Origin of the sequence: Microbispora siamensis, assembly GCF_016863095.1 — a bacterium.
Lineage (GTDB): Bacteria > Actinomycetota > Actinomycetes > Streptosporangiales > Streptosporangiaceae > Microbispora > Microbispora siamensis.
In genome coordinates this window covers 124,468-141,542 of record NZ_BOOF01000029.1, presented here as the reverse complement: position 1 = coordinate 141,542, position 17,075 = coordinate 124,468, and the positions used below count along the sequence as shown (strand labels likewise).

The 17,075-nt window shown below is 71.3% G+C and carries 17 protein-coding genes; 3 read left to right on the top strand and 14 right to left on the bottom strand.

Going from position 1 to position 17,075, the window contains the following annotated elements:
• Positions 1–101 precede the first annotated feature (101 nt).
• Positions 102–404, top strand: a complete 303-nt coding sequence (locus Msi02_RS24275; RefSeq protein ID WP_204050402.1) for a PLD nuclease N-terminal domain-containing protein — start codon at positions 102–104, stop codon at positions 402–404.
• Positions 405–444: 40 nt separating this feature from the next.
• Here Msi02_RS24275 and ccsB read toward each other — a convergent pair whose 3' ends face one another.
• The 6 genes from ccsB to Msi02_RS24245 all read right to left on the bottom strand — a co-directional run bounded on the left by ccsB (position 445) and on the right by Msi02_RS24245 (position 6,205).
• Positions 445–1,404 carry a c-type cytochrome biogenesis protein CcsB gene (gene ccsB / locus Msi02_RS24270; protein WP_079315569.1) on the bottom strand — a complete coding sequence of 320 codons (960 nt, stop codon included), beginning with the start codon at positions 1,402–1,404 and terminating at the stop codon, positions 445–447.
• A gap of 3 nt (positions 1,405–1,407) precedes the next feature.
• Entirely contained in the window at positions 1,408–3,126 is a 1,719-nt protein-coding gene (gene resB, locus Msi02_RS24265; protein ID WP_204050401.1) for a cytochrome c biogenesis protein ResB, read from the bottom strand.
• On the bottom strand, positions 3,126–3,857 hold the full coding sequence (locus Msi02_RS24260; protein ID WP_204050400.1) for a cytochrome c biogenesis CcdA family protein: 732 nt from the start codon (positions 3,855–3,857) through the stop codon (positions 3,126–3,128). Before Msi02_RS24260 ends, resB begins: the two co-directional genes overlap by 1 nt.
• Positions 3,850–4,467, bottom strand: a complete 618-nt coding sequence (locus tag Msi02_RS24255; RefSeq protein WP_239108660.1) for a TlpA family protein disulfide reductase — start codon at positions 4,465–4,467, stop codon at positions 3,850–3,852. Before Msi02_RS24255 ends, Msi02_RS24260 begins: the two co-directional genes overlap by 8 nt.
• 76 nt (positions 4,468–4,543) lie before the next feature.
• Positions 4,544–5,284 (bottom strand): histidine phosphatase family protein, encoded by a 741-nt coding sequence (locus tag Msi02_RS24250; RefSeq protein ID WP_204050399.1) that lies wholly within the window; start codon positions 5,282–5,284, stop codon positions 4,544–4,546.
• A gap of 12 nt (positions 5,285–5,296) precedes the next feature.
• Positions 5,297–6,205, bottom strand: a complete 909-nt coding sequence (locus Msi02_RS24245; RefSeq protein WP_204050398.1) for a LysR family transcriptional regulator — start codon at positions 6,203–6,205, stop codon at positions 5,297–5,299.
• 352 nt (positions 6,206–6,557) lie between these two features.
• On the opposite strand from Msi02_RS24245, the gene Msi02_RS24240 reads away from it, so the two are divergent.
• The gene (locus tag Msi02_RS24240) at positions 6,558–6,722 is read left to right on the top strand and encodes a hypothetical protein (protein ID WP_204050397.1); all 165 of its coding nucleotides are present in this window, start codon (positions 6,558–6,560) and stop codon (positions 6,720–6,722) included.
• A 1-nt stretch (position 6,723) separates the two neighbouring features.
• On the opposite strand, the gene Msi02_RS24235 is transcribed toward Msi02_RS24240, so the two are convergent.
• The 6 genes from Msi02_RS24235 to Msi02_RS24210 are packed head-to-tail and all read right to left on the bottom strand — an operon-like array spanning position 6,724 to position 13,253.
• Positions 6,724–7,701 (bottom strand): ABC transporter ATP-binding protein, encoded by a 978-nt coding sequence (locus Msi02_RS24235; RefSeq protein ID WP_204050396.1) that lies wholly within the window; start codon positions 7,699–7,701, stop codon positions 6,724–6,726.
• Positions 7,698–8,654 (bottom strand): ABC transporter ATP-binding protein, encoded by a 957-nt coding sequence (locus Msi02_RS24230; RefSeq protein WP_204050395.1) that lies wholly within the window; start codon positions 8,652–8,654, stop codon positions 7,698–7,700. Before Msi02_RS24230 ends, Msi02_RS24235 begins: the two co-directional genes overlap by 4 nt.
• Positions 8,647–9,615, bottom strand: coding sequence for an ABC transporter permease (locus Msi02_RS24225; RefSeq protein ID WP_204050394.1), 969 nt, complete (start codon positions 9,613–9,615; stop codon positions 8,647–8,649). The genes Msi02_RS24230 and Msi02_RS24225 overlap by 8 nt, the downstream gene beginning before the upstream one ends.
• On the bottom strand, positions 9,615–10,643 hold the full coding sequence (locus tag Msi02_RS24220) for an ABC transporter permease (RefSeq protein ID WP_239108659.1): 1,029 nt from the start codon (positions 10,641–10,643) through the stop codon (positions 9,615–9,617). Before Msi02_RS24220 ends, Msi02_RS24225 begins: the two co-directional genes overlap by 1 nt.
• A complete protein-coding gene (locus tag Msi02_RS24215) occupies positions 10,640–12,334 on the bottom strand; it encodes an ABC transporter substrate-binding protein (protein WP_204050393.1) in 1,695 nt (564 codons plus the stop codon). Before Msi02_RS24215 ends, Msi02_RS24220 begins: the two co-directional genes overlap by 4 nt.
• A gap of 16 nt (positions 12,335–12,350) precedes the next feature.
• Positions 12,351–13,253 carry a proline iminopeptidase-family hydrolase gene (locus Msi02_RS24210; protein WP_204050392.1) on the bottom strand — a complete coding sequence of 301 codons (903 nt, stop codon included), beginning with the start codon at positions 13,251–13,253 and terminating at the stop codon, positions 12,351–12,353.
• 142 nt (positions 13,254–13,395) lie between these two features.
• Between Msi02_RS24210 and Msi02_RS24205 the strand changes: the two genes are divergently transcribed.
• Positions 13,396–14,301: a FadR/GntR family transcriptional regulator gene (locus Msi02_RS24205; protein WP_239108658.1), complete on the top strand. Its 906-nt coding sequence runs from the start codon at positions 13,396–13,398 to the stop codon at positions 14,299–14,301.
• Here the strand turns inward: Msi02_RS24205 and Msi02_RS24200 are convergent.
• Both Msi02_RS24200 and hemL read right to left on the bottom strand, forming a co-directional pair.
• Positions 14,279–15,661 carry a leucyl aminopeptidase gene (locus Msi02_RS24200; RefSeq protein ID WP_204050391.1) on the bottom strand — a complete coding sequence of 461 codons (1,383 nt, stop codon included), beginning with the start codon at positions 15,659–15,661 and terminating at the stop codon, positions 14,279–14,281. The two genes, Msi02_RS24205 and Msi02_RS24200, sit on opposite strands and share 23 nt — an antisense overlap.
• 88 nt (positions 15,662–15,749) lie before the next feature.
• Entirely contained in the window at positions 15,750–17,045 is a 1,296-nt protein-coding gene (hemL, locus tag Msi02_RS24195; protein WP_079315537.1) for a glutamate-1-semialdehyde 2,1-aminomutase, read from the bottom strand.
• Positions 17,046–17,075: the final 30 nt, after the last annotated feature.

Here is a 17,075-nt window from a genome sequence, read left to right as displayed (position 1 = left end):
TTCCCGGCATGCCGTGTACCGGTCCACCGTACGATGCCCGGCTGTCCCCGTCACCCCGAAGGCCGACACGATCAGTCGCCGGCATGGCTTACCGTGTGGGCATGCCTAGCGTGATTATCGGCCTGGCGCTGCTTGCCCTCTGGCTTTACTGCCTGTTCGACGTGATCACGACCCCCGAGGAGGACGTGCGCAACCTCCCCAAGTTCATGTGGGTCCTCATCGTGATCTTCCTGGCGGACGTGGGCGCGCTGACCTGGCTCCTCGTGGGTCGCCCCCGTGCCCGTCACGCCATGTACGCGTCGGGTGGCGGCCAGTGGGTCCAGAGCGGCGACACGCCCCGCGGCCCCGACGACGACCCCGAGTTCCTGCGCAGCCTGGAGCGGCGCCTGCGCGACGAGGACTGATGCCCCCCTCGGGCGCCGCCCCTCCCTCAGGCGCCGCCCGTCACTTCGGCACGTCGGCGTAGGAGTGCAGACCCGAGAAGAAGATGTTGACGCCGATGAGGTTGAACAGCAGACAGCCGAAGGCGACCAGCGAAATGATCATCGCGGCCTTGCCGCGCCACCCGGCCGTCGCCCGGGCGTGGAGGTAGGCGGCATAGACCACCCACGTGACGAACGCCCAGACCTCCTTCGGGTCCCAGCCCCAGTAACGGCCCCACGCCCGGTCGGCCCACAGCGCGCCGGCGATGACGGCGAAGGTCCAGATCGGGAAGGAGATGACGATCGCGCGGTGCGCGACGCGCTCCAGACCCTCCCGGCTCGGCAGCACCGACGGCCGCCCGTCCTTGCGGATCAGGTAGAGGATCGCGCAGACGCCCGCCACGATGAACAGCCCGCTGGCCACGATCGCCGCCGTGACGTGGATCGCGATCCAGTAGGAGTGCAGCGCGGGCATCACCGGGCCCGCCTGGACGTGCAGGAACAGCACGGCGAAGCCCAGCCCGAGCGCCGCGGTCACGGTGACGAACGCACCCAGGTAGCGGATCGGCTGGCGGATCAGCAGCGCGAGGAACGCGGTGACGGCGGCGAAGCAGATGGCCACCACGAACTCGTACATGTTGGCCCACGGCCACCGGTCGACGGCGATGCCGCGGGTGAGGATGCCGGCGAGGTTGCCGGCCCACGCGATCCAGGTGAGGACCACGCCGATGGTTCCCGCCCGGACCGCCCACGCGGCCGGCTGCGGGCCTGAATCCTGGGTTGTGTCCCCCGTCGCGTCCTCCGGCAGCGCGGGACCGCCCGCGCCGACCAGCTCCCGCCGTCGTACGGCCACGACCGTGCGGGCCCGGCCGAAGGCGAGATCCAGCGCGTAGCAGATCATCGCGGCGAGATACAGCAGGACGGTGACCAGGATGAGCTGGTCGCTCAGCGTGGCGAGACTCTCGTTGACCTCGGCGGGCATCACTCACTCCTCGTCCGGGCGGGTGCCCGGCGCAGCGTTTCCGGTGGGCGCGTCCGGCGCGACGTGCCCGGCGCTCCCGGGCTCGTCCGGCTCGCCGCCCCGATCGCCGTCCTGGTCACCGGCGGGCGCGTCGCGGCCGTCCGGCTCGTCGGCGGGCGCGTCGCCGCGCAGGGCGGTGACGATCTGGGCGAACTCCTCGGCGAAGGCCGCGCCGCCGCCTTCGGTGCGGGTCAATCCTCCCACCGTGACCGTCCCGTCCTTCACCCGCACCCAGAGACGGCGGCGGCGGACCGTGAGGGACAGCACGAGCCCGATCACCGCGGCGGCCGCCGCCAGCAGGGCGGGCTCCCGGCCCGGGTCGTAGGTGATCTGAAGGCTGATCCACTCCTTGACGCCGGTGAACTGGATCTTCCCGGCGCCGTCGGCGAGCTCCTTGGTCTCGCCCACGTTGAGCGGGGTCGGCTGGGCCGACATCTTGCCGAGCGGCTTCAGGTTGGTGGTGTCGAGCTGATACACCGACTGCGGCTGCCCCGACTTCAGGCCCAGGTCGCCCGCGAACGGGAAGACCTGCACGGTCGGGTTCGCGGCGCCCGGGAAGACGGACACCCAGGCGTCGCCGTTCGGCACGGTCGTGGGCAGGAAGCGCGCCAGGAACCCGAGCTGGGTCGGCTGGGCGTCCGGCACCTTGATCACGCACTCGGACGTGTACGTGGCCTGGTCGTCGGCCAGGCACGGCACCGGGCCGTCGTAGGCCACCTGACCCTTGCCGTCGGTCACCCGGAACGTGGGGGCGTAGCCGTGTCCGATCAGGTAGGTGAGCGTGCCGTTCACGTCGAGCGGGTCGTTGACCTTGAGGTCCACCTCGCGCGGCGCGGCCGTCGGCGAGTCCTGCACGGTCAGCTTGGCGAGGTAGTCGAGCGGCTGGCCCTGCTTCTCCCCCGCGGCGACGTAGCTGGCCTGGAAGTCCTTCAGGGTGAAGGAGAACGGCTCCAGCGACTCGGCGGTGACCCGGCTGCCGGGCATGAAGCGGTCGTAGGCCGCCACGGCGTTGGAGAAGCCGTCGCCCTCCACCACCAGCACGTTGCCGCGGTAGCCGAACAGCCCTCCGGCGCCGACGGCGAACAGCAGCACGAGCAGCGCGACGTGGAACAGGAGATTGCCGGTCTCGCGGAGGTAGCCCTTCTCGGCCGCCACCCAGCCGTCGCCGGTGACCACCCGGAACCGCCTGCGCCTGAGCGCGGCGGCGGCCTGCTCCAGGGTGAGACCGCCCTCGAACGCCTCGCTGTGCGGCAGGCGCAGGAGGTTGCGCGGCGCGGCGGGCGGGCGGCGCCGGATCTCCTTGATGTGCGTCAGCGCGCGCGGGAACACGCAGCCGGCGAGCGAGATGAACAGCAGCAGGTAGATCGCGGCGAACCAGGGCGAGCTGAAGACGTCGAACAGCCAGAACCGGTCGAGCCACTTCGCCTGGGTCGGGTTGTCCTTGAAATACTGCGCGACCCGGCCCGGATCGACGCTCCGCTGCGGGTAGATGGACCCGGGGACCGAGCCGAGCGCGAACAGGAACAGCAGGATCAGGGCCGTGCGCATCGAGGTGAGCGTGCGCCAGGCCCAGCGCGACCAGCCGATCGGGCCCAGGCCGACGGGCTTCGTCCGCTCCTGCGCCTGTGCCTCGGCTGCGGGCTCGTCCCGTACGGCGGAGGCGAGATCGTCGGGGGCGCTCATCAGATCACCGGCCTGAAGCCGCCGACCCACACCTGCAGGTGGACGATGATCTCCGACCACTGCCCGGTCACGAGCAGCACGCCGACGGCCACGAGCATCGCGCCGCCGACCTTGGTGATCAGCGGGGTGTGGCGGCGCACCGCCTTGAACGCGTGGAGCGCCTTGCGGTAGGCCAGCCCCGCCAGCACGAACGGCAGGCCGAGGCCCAGCGCGTACGCGAAGGCGAGGGCGGCGCCGCGCAGCGCGCTGCCCTGGTTCACCGAGAGCGTCATCACCACCGCCAGCGTCGGACCGATGCACGGCGTCCAGCCGAGGCCGAAGACGATCCCGAGCAGCGGGGCCGTCGCGATCCCGGCCGCGGGAAGCCGGTGGATGCGCAGGTCACGCTGGAGGCCGGGGACGACTCCCACGAAGGCCAGCCCGAGGACGATCGTCACCACCCCGAGGACCTTGGTGATCACGTCGGCGTTGCCGTGCAGCGCCGCGCCGAGGCTGCCGAACAGCGCGCCACCCAGCACGAACACGACCGCGAACCCGAGCACGAAGAGCGCGCTGCCGAGCACCATCCGGCCCCGCTTGGGGTCGCCGCTCATGCCCGTGACGTACGACAGGTAGCCGGGGACCAGCGGCAGCACGCACGGCGAGACGAACGACACGAGCCCGGCGGCCGCGGCGATCGGCGCGGCCAGCAGCAGCGACCCGGTCGCGACGGTGCTGCCGAGGTCACTCATCGGTCACCTTGGTGACGGCCGAGAGCAGGTCGTCGTACTTGACCGCGCCGAGCGCGCGGGCGGCGATGCGGCCCTGAGAGTCGATGATCAGCGTGGAGGGGATGGCGGCGGGCGGCACCGTGCCCTGGAACTGCAGCAGCACCTTGCCGCTCTGGTCGTAGATGCTCGGGTAGCCGGGCTTGACGGCCCGGTCGTACGCCTGCGCGGACGCCTCGAGGTCCTTGAAGTTGACGCCGAGGAACTCCACGCCCTTGGACTTCGTGGTCGCCGCGATGTCCTTGAGCGTGGGCGCCTCCGCCCGGCAGGGCGCGCACCAGGAGGCCCAGAAGTTGAGCACGTGGACCTTGCCCGCGGTCAGCGTGGCGGTGCCGCCGTCGAGGGTCTTCCCCTCGATCACGGGCGCCTTGTGACGCTGCGCGGCGGCGAAGAACTCGACGCGGCCGTCCCCCGCGACGAATCGCGTGTCACCGGAGCGGGGCTGGGCCGCCTGGCCGCCCGCGCAGCCGGCGAGGGCCGTCACGGCCACGGCCGCGGCGGCGAGCGCGGTCAGGCGCTTGGCGGTGGCGCGGTCGGCGGTCTCGCGGTTGGCGGACAGGCGCTTGGCGGACACGGGAGGAGGATCTCCTTGTACTACAACCGGTAGAGCTGTAAGCCTACCGACCGGTGCGGGTGCCCCGTTCGCCGGGTCACACGCCGGGGACGGATCGCGAACCGGGCCTCTCCTCGTCCTCCGGGCCGGCCCGAAAAGCGTCGGGGAGCGCCTCGTCGGCCTTGTCGAACAGCGCGGCCTCGCCCTGCGGCGGCGTGCCGGCCCTGAGCAGCGCGCCCGCGGGCTCGCTGTAGCCGACGCTGATGAGCCGATCACCCTCGAAGGTCAGGCTGGTGAGGCTGGCGAGCGCACACTGACGGCGGCGGGGGTCGTGCCACAGCCGCCTGCCCTCGGCCGCCAGCCGGATGATCCAGATGGGCAGCTGGTGGCTGACCAGCAGTGCCTCGTGGCCGCGCGCCGCCGCCCGCGCGTCGTCCACGACCGCCTTCATACGTGCGACGACCTCGGTGTACGGCTCGCCCCACGACGGTCGGAACGGGTTCCTGAAGTGGCGGTAGGAGCGAGGGTCGCGGAAGACGTTGTCGCTGCCGGTCATCCGCAGGCCCTCGAAGACGTTGCCCGCCTCGGTCAGCCGCTCGTCGGTCGCCACTTCCAGGCCAAGGACCCGGGCGGCCGGCGCCGCGGTCTCCTGGGCGCGCTCCATGGGCGAGCTCCACACCGCGACGATGTCCCTGCCCTCGACGGCCTTGGCGACCACCTCGGCCATCCGGCGGCCGGTCTCGGACAGGTGGTAGCCCGGCAGCCTGCCGTACAGGACCCCACGGGGATTGTGAACCTCACCGTGCCGGAGCAGGTGAACGATGGTCATCTCTGTCATGACCTGGACAGCCTACCCGCCGGGCAGCTCGGAGCACGCGGAGCGCAGCGCGTCGGCGGCGGCGCGGATCGCGGGACGCCGGGCGGCGTCGGTCCGCCAGACCGCGTAGATCCGCCGCACCGGCGGCGGCTGGACGGCCAGGACGGCGACGCCCTCGGGCAGCGGTCCCCGGCCCAGCCGGGGGATGAGCGCGCAGCCGTGGCCCTCGGCGACCAGCGCGAGCTGGGTGGGGTACTCGTCGGCCATGCAGACGATCCGCGGCTCCCGTTCCTCGGAGCGCAGCAGGAACACCAGGAAGTCGTGACACACCGTGCCGGGGGTCGAGCTGATCCAGTTGTCGCCGGCGAGATCGCTCAGCCGCACCCGGTCGGCGTTCACCAGGGGATGGTCGGCCGGCACGACGACGTCGGCCACGTCGTCCAGCAGCGCCGTGCGCGACAGGCCCTCGGGCAGCGCCATCGGCCGGTTGAGCCAGTCCTGCAGGACGGCGAGGTCGAGGTCGCCGCGCGCCAGTTCGCGGATCTGCCGCTCCGGCTCCCTCTCGTAGACGAGCAGGTCGAGATCGGGATGCTGCCTCTTGAGCGTGGTCAGGGCGCGCGGCACGATGCCCCGGGCCGCGGTGGGGAAGGCGGCCATGGTCAGCTTGCCGACCACCGCGCCGCGCAGCGCCTCGAAGTCGGCCTCCGCCGTCTCCACGAGCGCGAGGATGCGCTCGGCGTGCTCGGCGAGCAGCCCGGCGGCGTCGGTCAGCTTGACCCCGCGCCCGTTGCGTTCGATCAGGACGGCGCCGGTCTCCCGTTCGAGCTTGGCGAGCTGCTGGGAGATCGCCGAAGGGGTCACCATCAGCGCCTCGGCCGCCGCACCCACGGAGCCGTAGACCGACACGGCGTGCAGGGCCTTCAGCCGGTTCAGATCCAACATGTAGACAGTCTAAACCGTTCTCCTTAGAAAAACTTGTTTGCGCTCAACTGTTTAGCGATGCGACGATATAGCCATGAGAATCTTCAACAAGCTCTTCACGAAGCCCACCCGTTCCGAGCAGACCTCCTATCTGGAGACCCTGGCGAGGCAGGCCCGGCAGACCCGCGAGCGCCGCCCCTCCTCCTCGCGCTGATTCCCCGATCCATGCGGTTCCCGCCCCCGGAAGGCACCCCCCTCCCCGCCTCCCGCTGATCCTCGCCCTCGCATACCAATCGGGGGACAATGGGTAAGGGTCACGAGATTGAGTGGAACGGCTACCGTGAGTGACGAGGATGACACTAAAGTGCACGACGTGAGCAGCGCACTCGAGTACTGGCCGGCGCCGCCTCCCTGGGGGTGGACCGCCGAACGGGACCCCGCCACGGGCGCGTACACGCCGACCGGGATCCACCACGGGCATCTGGCGGTGCAGGTGCCCTTCCCGGTCGAGGTGGATCTCGATCAGTTGGTGAAGTGAGTCAGGCCCCTGCGGCGGTTCCGGGGACGTTCGGGAAGTGACAGGCCACCTGACGGCCCGCGACCGGGCGCAGGGCCGGGCGTTCGGTGCGGCACCGCGCCTGCGCCACGGGGCATCTGGGGTGGAAGGAACAACCGGCCGGCCGGTCGATGGGACTCGGGACGTCCCCGGTGAGCACGACGCGCTCGCGGCGGGACGCCCCCGTGCCGTCGTCGATCTCCGGTACGGCCGACAGCAGGGCGTCGGTGTAGGGATGCGCGGGCGCGGCGTAGAGCTCCTCCGCCTCGGCCACCTCCACGACCTCGCCCAGGTACATCACCGCGATCCGGTCGGACACGTGCCGCACCACGCCGAGGTCGTGGGCGATGAAGACGTACGTGAGGCCCAGCTCCTCCTGCAGGTCGGAGAAGAGGTTGAGCACCTGGGCCTGCACCGAGACGTCCAGCGCCGAGACCGGCTCGTCGGCCACGACCAGCGCCGGATTCAGCGCGATCGCCCGCGCGATGCCGATGCGCTGGCGCTGCCCTCCCGAGAACTCGTGGGGGTAGCGGTCGAGGTGCGCCCTGGTCAGACCGACCAGGTCGAACAGCTCGCCGACCCGCTTCCTGATCGCCGCCGCGTCGCCGTACCTGTGGATGCGCAGCGGCTCGGCGACGGCGTCGCCCGCCGTGCGGCGCGGGTTCAGCGAGGCGTACGGATCCTGGAAGACCAGTTGCATGGCGGGACGCAGCGGGCGGAGCGCGCGGCGCGACAGCGTGGTGATGTCGCGGCCCTGGAACTCCACCTTGCCCGACGTGAGGTCGGTGAGCCTGACCAGGCAGCGGCCGAGCGTGGACTTGCCGCACCCCGACTCGCCCACCACACCGAGCGTCTCGCCGCTCCGGACCTCCAGCGAGACTCCGTTCACGGCCTGTACGGCACGGCCCCGGCCGGCGCGGAAGTGCTTGACCACGTCCGTGGCCTTCAGCAGGGTGCTCAACGCGTCTTCTCCTCTTCCGGCAGCCAGCAGGCGTCCAGATGACCGGCGGTCCCACTGAGCGGCGGCGCCTCGGCGCACGCGGCTAAGCGGTGGGTGCAGCGGTCGGCGAACGGGCACCCCTGCCCGGCCGCACCCGGCGTCCCGGGGATGGTGGGCAGGCGGCGCACCCGGGGGCCGCTCACGCGTGGCACCGAGTCGAGCAGCCCCCACGTGTACGGGTGGCGGGGGCTGTGGAAGACCTCGGTGCGGCTGCCGCGTTCGACGGCCCGCCCGCCGTACATGACGAGGACCTCGTCGGCGATCTCCGACACCACGCCCATGTCATGGGTGATCATGACGACGGCCGAGCCGTGGTCGGCGCGCAGGCGGCGCAGGAGGTCGAGGATCTGCGCCTGCGTGGTGACGTCTAGCGCGGTGGTCGGCTCGTCGGCGATGAGCAGCGCGGGATTGCAGGACAGCGCCATCGCGATGACGGCCCGCTGGCGCATGCCGCCGGAGAACTCGTGCGGGTAGGCGTCCACGCGCTGCTCCGGGGCGGGAATGCCGACCTCGTCCAGGAGCTTGATCGCACGGTCGCGGGCGGCCCGCTTGGACACCTTCTCGTGCGCGCGGACCTGTTCGGCGATCTGCCAGCCGATCGTGTAGACCGGGGTGAGCGCGGTCATCGGGTCCTGGAAGATCATGGCGATCTCGCGTCCCCGGATGGCCCGCATCTCGGCGTTCTTCAGCGCGAGCAGGTCACGCCCGCGGAAGACGACCTTCCCGGAAATCTTGGCGCCCGGAGTGCGGATCAGGCCGAGCACGCCGAGCATCGACACGCTCTTGCCCGAGCCCGACTCTCCCACGACGCCCAGCACCTCGCCGGGCCGCACCGAGAACGACAGCCCGTCCACGGCCGTGAAGCCGCCGAAGCGGATCCTCAGGTCACTGACCTCGAGCAGTGGTTCAGGCACGGCGCACCCTCGGGTCGAGCCGGGCGTACAGGACGTCCACCACGGCGTTGGCCAGCACGACGAAGAAGGCGGCGTACAGGACCGTGCCCATGATCACGGGCAGGTCGAGGTTCTGCAGCGCCTGGTAGGTGAGCTTGCCGACCCCGGGAAGGCCGAAGACCACCTCGGTCAGCAGCGCCGCACCGCCGACGAGCGCCCCGAAGTCCAGGCCGAACAGCGACACGATCGGGATCAGCGAGCAGCGCAGCGCGTGCCTGATGAGGATCCGCCGCTCCGACAGGCCCTTGGCCCGGGCCGTACGGACGTAGTCCTCGTTCAGCGCGTTGATCAGCTCGCCGCGCAGCAGCCTGGCGTAGATCCCGGCGTACAGCAGGGCCAGCGTGAGCCAGGGGAAGAGCAGGTGCAGCGCCCACTGGCCGACGCCCTGCGAGAGCGGCGCGTATCCCAGCGGCGGCACCCACGAGAACACCGAGCCGTGCAACTGCTTCTGGGTGATCAGGTTGACGACCTCGCCCAGCCAGTAGACCGGCAGCGAGACACCGAAGACACCGAGCAGCATGACCAGCGGGTCGACCAGGGTGCCGCGCATGGCGCCGGCGAGGGTGCCCATGCCCACCCCGAGGACCATCCAGATCACCGCCGCGCCCACGACGAGGGAGAGCGTGACCGGCACGGCGTCGATGATCTGCGGGATCACCAGCGTGCCCCGGTTCACGAACGAGGTCAGGTCGTGCGAGACGAACAGGTGCTTCATCATCAGCACGTACTGCACGGGCAGCGGCCGGTCGAACCCGAACGACGCCCGCACCTGGGCCAGCGTGGCCGGGTCGGCGTTCTTGCCCGCGATGCGGGCGGCGGGGTCAACGCCCGGGGTGGCGAAGAAGATGAGGAAGACCAGCACGCTGATCGCGAACAGCACGAGGACCGCGGCGCCGAACCTGCGCAGGATGTAGCCGATCATCAGGCCCCTCCCCGCAGCCGGGCGTTCGGGTCGAGCGCGTCGCGCACGCCGTCGCCGAGCACGTTGAGTGCGACGGCGGTCAGCCCGACGCACAGGCCGGCCGCGATCGTGATGGCCGGGCGGGTGTAGAGCAGGGCGAGGCCGTCGTTGATGATCGTCCCCCAGCTCGCGTCGGGCGACTGCACGCCGACCGACAGGAACGACAGGGCCGACTCCGTCAGCATGTTGAGCGCGGTCATCAGCGGCAGGAACACCACGACCGTGGGCAGCACGTTCGGCAGCACCTCACGCCGCATGATCCGCAGGTCGGACGCGCCCAGGCCGACGGCCGCGTGCAGGAACTCCTTGTTCCGCAGCGCGATCACCTGGCCGCGCAACGGCCGGGCGACGTACGGCACGTAGATGAGCGCGATGATGACGACGGGGAGGGCGAGGCTGCCCGCGTCGATGTGGATCGGCCCCACGTGGAGTCCGCTGGTGAGCAGCACCACCGACAGGCAGATCGCCAGCAGGTACACGGGGAAGGCCCAGATCACGTCGAAGAAGCGGGAGAGCACCGCGTCGATCCATCCGCCGAAGTAACCGGCGAGCACACCGAGCAGAGTGGCGAGCACGCAGCACAGCGCGGCCGAGGACAGCCCGATCATCAGGCTGTTGCGGCCGCCGTACAGGAGCCTGGCCATCACGTCGCGCCCCTGGTTGTCCGCCCCGAGGAAGAAACTGCCCGGATTCCAGGTCGGGCCGATCGGGGTGACGCCGAGGCCGAGGCCCTCGGTGCTCTGGGCGAGGACCGGCACCCGCGCGCCGTTCACCACGGCGGTGCCGGAGGCGTTGGACGTGAAGGGGTCGGTGTGGGCGATCGAGCCGGCGTACACGGGGGCGAGGGCGCAGGCCAGCACGATGAGCACCAGACCGGCCGCCGCGATCATCGCGGAGCGGTTGCGCGCCAGCCGGCGCAGCGCCTGCCGCCACGGCCCGGCGGACGGCCTCGCCGCCCGCGGGGCCACGGTCTCGACGGCGGCGGTCACTTGACCCACATCTGGTCGAGCAGCGCGTGGAACTGCGCGTGGAACTGGTAGTTGCCGACGTTCTTGGACACGAAGTCGATCTGCTTGGGGTTGAACAGCGGGATGATCGGGCCCTTCTGCATGAGCTCCCTGTCGATCTCGCCCCAGAGCTTGCCCGACGCCGCGGGGTCGGTCTGGTCCAGCTTCATGGCCTGGGCGATCTTGGCGTCGGCGTCCTTGTCGCAGAAGCCGGAGATGTTGATGCTGGAGTCGCTGCCCGGGTGGTACGACGCGCAGGAGAGCAGGACGTTCAGGAAGTTGGAGGCCGCCGGGTAGTCCGCGTACCACTGCGAGACGCTGAGCTGCACCTTGTTCTTGCTGTTCTGGATGTAGGTGAACTGGATGTTGGTCGAGATCACCTTCACCTTGGCCTGGTAGCCGATCTGCTCCAGGACGCTCCTGGCGTACTCGCCGATCTGCTTGCTCACGTCGTCGTCGGCGACCACGATGGACACCTCCTGGCCGGCCGTGCCCGACTGCTGCACGAGCTGCTTGGCCTTGGCCAGGTCCTGCTGCGAGAAGTCGCAGAAGTCGGCGTGGCCGGGGAAGGACGGCGGCAGGATGGTGCAGGCCGGCTGCGCCAGGTTCGCCCCGCCGAACATCTTGACCAGCGCGTTCTTGTCGAACGCCCACTGGAGCGCCTGCCTGGCCTCCGGCTTGTCGAACGGCGCCAGGTTGACGTTGACCGGGATGTACCAGAAGGCGGCGAGCGGGTTGACGTGCGCCTGCTGCTCGTACGACGTGCCGATCTCGGTGAGCCGGTCGGCGGGCAGCGGGTCGAAGATCCAGTCGGCCTGCCCGTTCTCGACCGCGGTGACGGCCGCCTCGGAGGTGAGGCCGTAGTTGTAGTCGATCTCGTCGGGATATCCCTGCGGCTGCGCGTCCCGCGACCACTCGGTGAAGTTCGGGTTGCGCACCAGCTTCATCAGCTGGTTCGGGTTGTACGACTCCACCTTGTAGGGCCCGGTGCCGGGGATCGGGGTGGTGCCCTGGTCCTTGGCCGGGGTGCCCTTGGGCAGCACGACGGCGTGCGGGAGGGCGAGCTTCTGCAGGAACTCCGAGTCGGGCGCGACCAGGTTGATCGTGACGGTGTTCGCCGCCGCGTCGGCGACCACGCCCTTGTCGAGGGTGCAGCCCGCGGGCTTCTTCACGCATTCGGCGGCGCCGACGATGCCGGAGTAGAACGTGCCGGACGTGGGCCCGGAGATCCGGAAGATCCGCCGGAACGACGCCACGACGTCGTCGACCGTGACCGGGTCGCCGTTGCTGAACTTGACGCCCGTGCGCAGCGTGAAGGTGTAGGTCTTGCCGTCCGCGCCGACCTGCGGCAGCTCCTTGGCGAGGTCGGGGACGATGTCGTACGCCGCCTTGCCGCCGACCTTCCGGAAGGACACCAGGCCGTCGTAGAGGGCCTGGAAGATCTGCCACTGGCCGTTGCTGTAGTTGATGTGCGGGTCGAGGGTGCCGTCGCCCGCCTTGGCCAGCAGGCGGAGCGTGCCTCCCTTGTGCTGCTCCTGGAACCCGGCCGCGGCCTGGGTGGTCTGCCCGGTCGTGCCGGCCCCCGAGGTGGCGGCGCCGTCGCCGCCTCCCGAGCAGGCGGCGACGCCCGCGGCCAGCAGTGCGGCGCCGGCGATGGCGGTGATGCGCTTCATCTGGAGTCCCTCACGATCAGTCGGTGAAGTCGAGGAAGTCGCCGACGATCTGGAGGTAGCGTTCTTCCTCCTCGATGTGCGGCATGTGACTGGAGTGCTCGAACAGCTCCCAGCGGACGTCGGGGATCCGGTCCGCGAAGGGCTGGACGGTGCGAGGGGTCGCCTCGTCGTGCCGGCCGGAGACGAGCAGGGTGGGTGCGGCGATCCGGTCGAGCCTGTCGACGACGGACCAGTCCTTCAGCGTGCCGACGACGTGGAACTCGCTCGGCCCGTTCATGGTGTGGTACACGGTCGGGTCCGCGGCGGTCTTGGCGTCGCTGGCGAGCACCTCCGGCGGGTTGGGCACGATCGTGCAGACGTGCCGCGCGTTGAACACCTTCTCCGCCGCCCGGTACTCGTCGCTGTCCGTGGTGCCCGCGGCCTCGTGCTCGCGGAGGGTGCGCTCCACGTCCGGCGGCAGCTCCGACCGCAGCCGGTCGCACTCCTCGCGCCACAGCCGCATCGAGGCGGGCGAGTTGGCGATGACCAGGCCGCGCAGCCCGGACGGCGCGCGTACGGCGTGCTCGGCGGCGAGCATCCCGCCCCAGGACTGCCCGAGCACGTGGTGGCGGCCGGTGATGCCCAGGTGGGCGAGCAGGTTGTCCAGCTCGTCGAGGAAGAGCCCGACGGTCCAGAAATCGGCGCCCTTCTCGGGCAGGTGGGTGGAGAGCCCGACGCCGATCTGGTCGTAGTGGACGACGGCCCGTCCGCGCTCGGCGAGACGGGCGATCCGCAGGGTGTAGTCGTGGGCCGCTCCCGGCCCTCCGTGCAGCACGACGAGGGGGGCCTTGGGCGCCGCCAGGTCGCCGGTCACGCGATACCAGGTATGCCACTCACCGAAGGGCGCGAGGCCCTGCGCGGTCGGTTCGGGGATGGCCAACGCACAGCTCCGGGGGAGACGGGGTGGAAGAGATGTCGCCAGATGGGACAGATGTCCGTTGTGTGGACAGCATATGGATAAATGGCCTGGACACAAGACCTTTTTTGGAATCCGCTGGTTGGGTAAGGTGCGGATCACCGCTGTGCCCGCAAGAAAGGACTTTTCCCTGACTTCCCGGACCCCCGCCGAGGACCCGTCGCCCGCGCATCGCGAGCCCCCACGGCGCATCCCCCCGCAGGAGCCCGGCGACGACTCCCCCGCCGACGACCTGTCCCGCGTACTCGGCCAGGTGCTCGACGGCGGCCGGCCGTCCGACGTGCTCGGCCCTGTCCGCGTGCCCTCGGTGGCGACCGAGGTGGCCGACCGTCTCATGACCGCCGTCGCGATCGGCGACTACCTGCCCGGCCAGCGTCTGCCCGGCGAGCGCGAACTCGCGGCCCTGCTCGACGTCAGCCGGGCCACGATCCGCGAGGCCATCGGACGCCTGCAGGCCGTCGGCCTGATCGAGATCAGGCGCGGCCGCACCGGCGGGGCCTACGTCCGCACCGGCTGGACCGAGGCGACCGCCGCGGCCGTCAGGCGTACGCTCGTGCCGCGCTGGCCCGAGCTCGAGCAGCTCTTCGACCTCCGGGGCCTGGTCGAGGGCATGGCGGCCAGGACCGCCGCCCGGCGCCGTACGGACGAGGACCTGGCGGCGATGCGGGCCGCGCTCGACGCGTACGCCGGGGCGGCCACCCTGCGCGAGGAGCAGGAGGCCGACGCGGCGTTCCACTCGGCCGTGGTGACGGCCGCGGGCAACCCTCAGATCAACGCGCTCAGCCGTGACCTGCTCATGCGGGTCAGCCTCGGCTTCCCCACGGAACCGTACGGCGACGACGACCCGGAGGCCTACCAGCAGGCCCTGAGCGAGCACCGCGCGCTGTACGAGGCGATCTCCGCGAGGGACGCCGAAGGCGCGGGGTCCATCGCGGAGCGCCACTTCACCATGACCGCGGACGTGATCCGGACGATGTTCGAACGCGGCCTCAACGACTCTCGAGATAGCTGATCAGGGTCCTGACCATCGCGCCGGTGGCCCCCGCGGGGCCCAGGTCGGTGGCCCTGTCCAGGTAGGCCGTGGCCGCGAAGTCCAGGTGCGCCCACGGGACGTCGCCGGCGAAGTTCTCCAGGAACAGCGCGGCCAGGATCACGTCGGCGTGCTCGCCGCCGTCGTTCTTGAAGTCGGCCACGTCGGACCTGATCCGCTCCAGGTACGGCCGCCACATCGGCATCTCCCACATCGGCTCGCCCTGCGCCTCGCCCGCCGCCGTGAGAGCGCCGAGCAGCGCGCGGTCGTTGCCGAGCACGCCGGTGATGTCCTCGCCGAGCGCGTGCATGACCGAGTAGGTGAGGGTGGCCGCGTCGATGATCGCGTCCGGCCGCCGCTCGGCGAGGTAGGCCAGGGCGTCGGCCAGCACCAGCCGCCCCTCGGCGTCGGTGTCGGCGACCTCGGTGGTGATGCCGTTGCGGTGCCGCAGGACGTCGCCGGGGCGCGTCGCCGACCCGCTGACCATGTTCTCCGCCGCCGGGACCACCGCGACCACACCGGTCGGCAGGCCGAGCCGGGCCGCCGCCCGGACCACCGCGAGCATCGTGGCGCCGCCCGCCATGTCGCTCTTCATCGTCGACATGGCCTTCAGGTTCTTGATCCCGAGGCCGCCCGCGTCGAAGGTGATGCCCTTGCCCGCCAGGCCGACGACGCCGCTCTTCCCGTCGCCGGGGTAGCTCACCTCGATCAGGCACGGCGGGTTGGCACTGGCCGCGCCGACGCCGAGGATGCCGCCGAAGCCGCCCTCGCGCAGGTCGCCGGCCGCGAGGACGCGGGCGTCCAGCCCCGCCTCCTCGGCCATCTCCACCGCCCGGCGGGCCAGGGTCATCGGGACCAGGTCGGCGGCCGGGGTGTTGACCAGGTCGCGGGTGAACGTCACCGCCTCGGCCACCACTTCGGCCCGCGCGACCGCCTCGGCGTCCTCGGGACCCAGCAGGAGCAGCCGCTCGACGGCCCGGCTCTCCGGGGCGCTCTTGTAGCGGTCGAAGCGGTAGCCGCCCAGGCGTACACCTTCGACCACCGCCCCCGGGTGCGGCAGGGCGACCGCGACGGTGGCGAAGTCCGCCATCCTGGGCGCCGCGTGTCCCACCGCCCGCCGTACGGCCCGCTCGTCGGCGTCAGGTTCGAGGCCGACGAGCAGCACGGCGCCCGCCTGGAACGGGTCTCCGGCACGCCGCGGCAGCAGGAGCTCTTCACCCGGCCGGCCCGCGAACCCGGCGAGCCGGATCTCGATGCCGAGGGCGGGGGCGGCGGACGCGGGCAGGACGAGGAGGTCGGCACGAACCTCTGCGGGCGCGTGCGGGCCGAAGGACACCTCCACGAGGCACTCCTAACGGGGAAGTTCAAAATGGTCCGTTGAGTGAACCATAAAAACTTCCCCGTTGGCCACAGTGGATGTGCCCTGCGCCTCAGGCCCCCGCGGCCTGGGCGGCGGCCTTGGCGGCCAGGGGCAGGGCCTCGGCCACCCGGGTGAGCGCCTCGTCGTCGTGGGCGGCCGACAGGAACCACGCCTCGTACGCCGACGGCGGCAGGTAGACGCCCTGGTCGAGCATGCTGTGGAAGAACGCGCGGTAGGCGCCGGTGTTCTGCGTCCGAGCCGAGTCGAAGTCGGTGACCGGGGTGTCGGTGAAGAAGATCGAGAACAGGTTCCCGGCCCGCTGGAGGCGGTGCGGAACACCGGCTGCGGCCAGCGCGTCGGAGGCGGCCCTGCCGATGACCAGCGCGGACGCGTCGATCCTGTCGTACACGTCGTCGTCGCAGGCGCGCAGCGTGGCCAGCCCGGCCGCGCAGGCGAGCGGGTTGCCCGACAGCGTGCCGGCCTGGTAGACGGGCCCCTCGGGGGCGAGGGCGGCCATGACCTCCGCCCGCCCGCCGAACGCGGCGGCGGGCAGCCCGCCGCCCATGACCTTGCCGAACGTCATGAGGTCGGCCTCGACGGGGTCCAGGCCGTACCAGCCGGAGGCGGACACGCGGAACCCGGTCAGCACCTCGTCGAGGATCAGCAGCGCGCCGTGCTCGGTGCACAGCTCGCGCAGGCGCCGGTTGAAGCCGTCGGCGGGCGGCACGACGCCCATGTTCGCCGGGCACGCCTCGGTGATCACACACGCGATCTCGAACGTGCGGAACGCCTCCTCGACCGCCTCGACCGAGTTGTACGGCAGCACGATCGTGTCGGCGGCGGACGCGCCGGTGACGCCGGGGGTGTCGGGCAGGCCGAAGGTGACGACCCCGGACCCGGCCGAGGCCAGCAGCGCGTCCACGTGCCCGTGGTAGCAGCCGGCGAACTTCACGATCTTCGCCCGCCCGGTGAAGCCGCGGGCCAGCCGTACGGCGGACATGGTGGCCTCGGTGCCCGAGCTGACCAGGCGGACCTTCTCGACGGGGGCCACCCGGGAGACGATCTCCTCGGCGAGCAGGACCTCGCCCTCGGTCGCGGTGCCGAACGAGAAGCCGCGCGCGACGGCCTCCTCCAGGGCCTCCACCACGGCGGGGTGGCGGTGGCCGAGGATCATCGGGCCCCAGGAGCACACCAGGTCGACGTAGCGGTTGCCGTCCACGTCGGTGATGTACGGCCCCTCGCCCGACGCCATGAAGCGGGGCGTGCCGCCCACGGCGCCGAAGGCGCGCACCGGCGAGTTGACGCCGCCGGGAACGATGTGGCGGGCGCGTTCGAACAGGTCCTCGGAGGTCTGCGTGCGAGTCACGCCCTCCAGATTACGGGCCCGCCCGTCCGG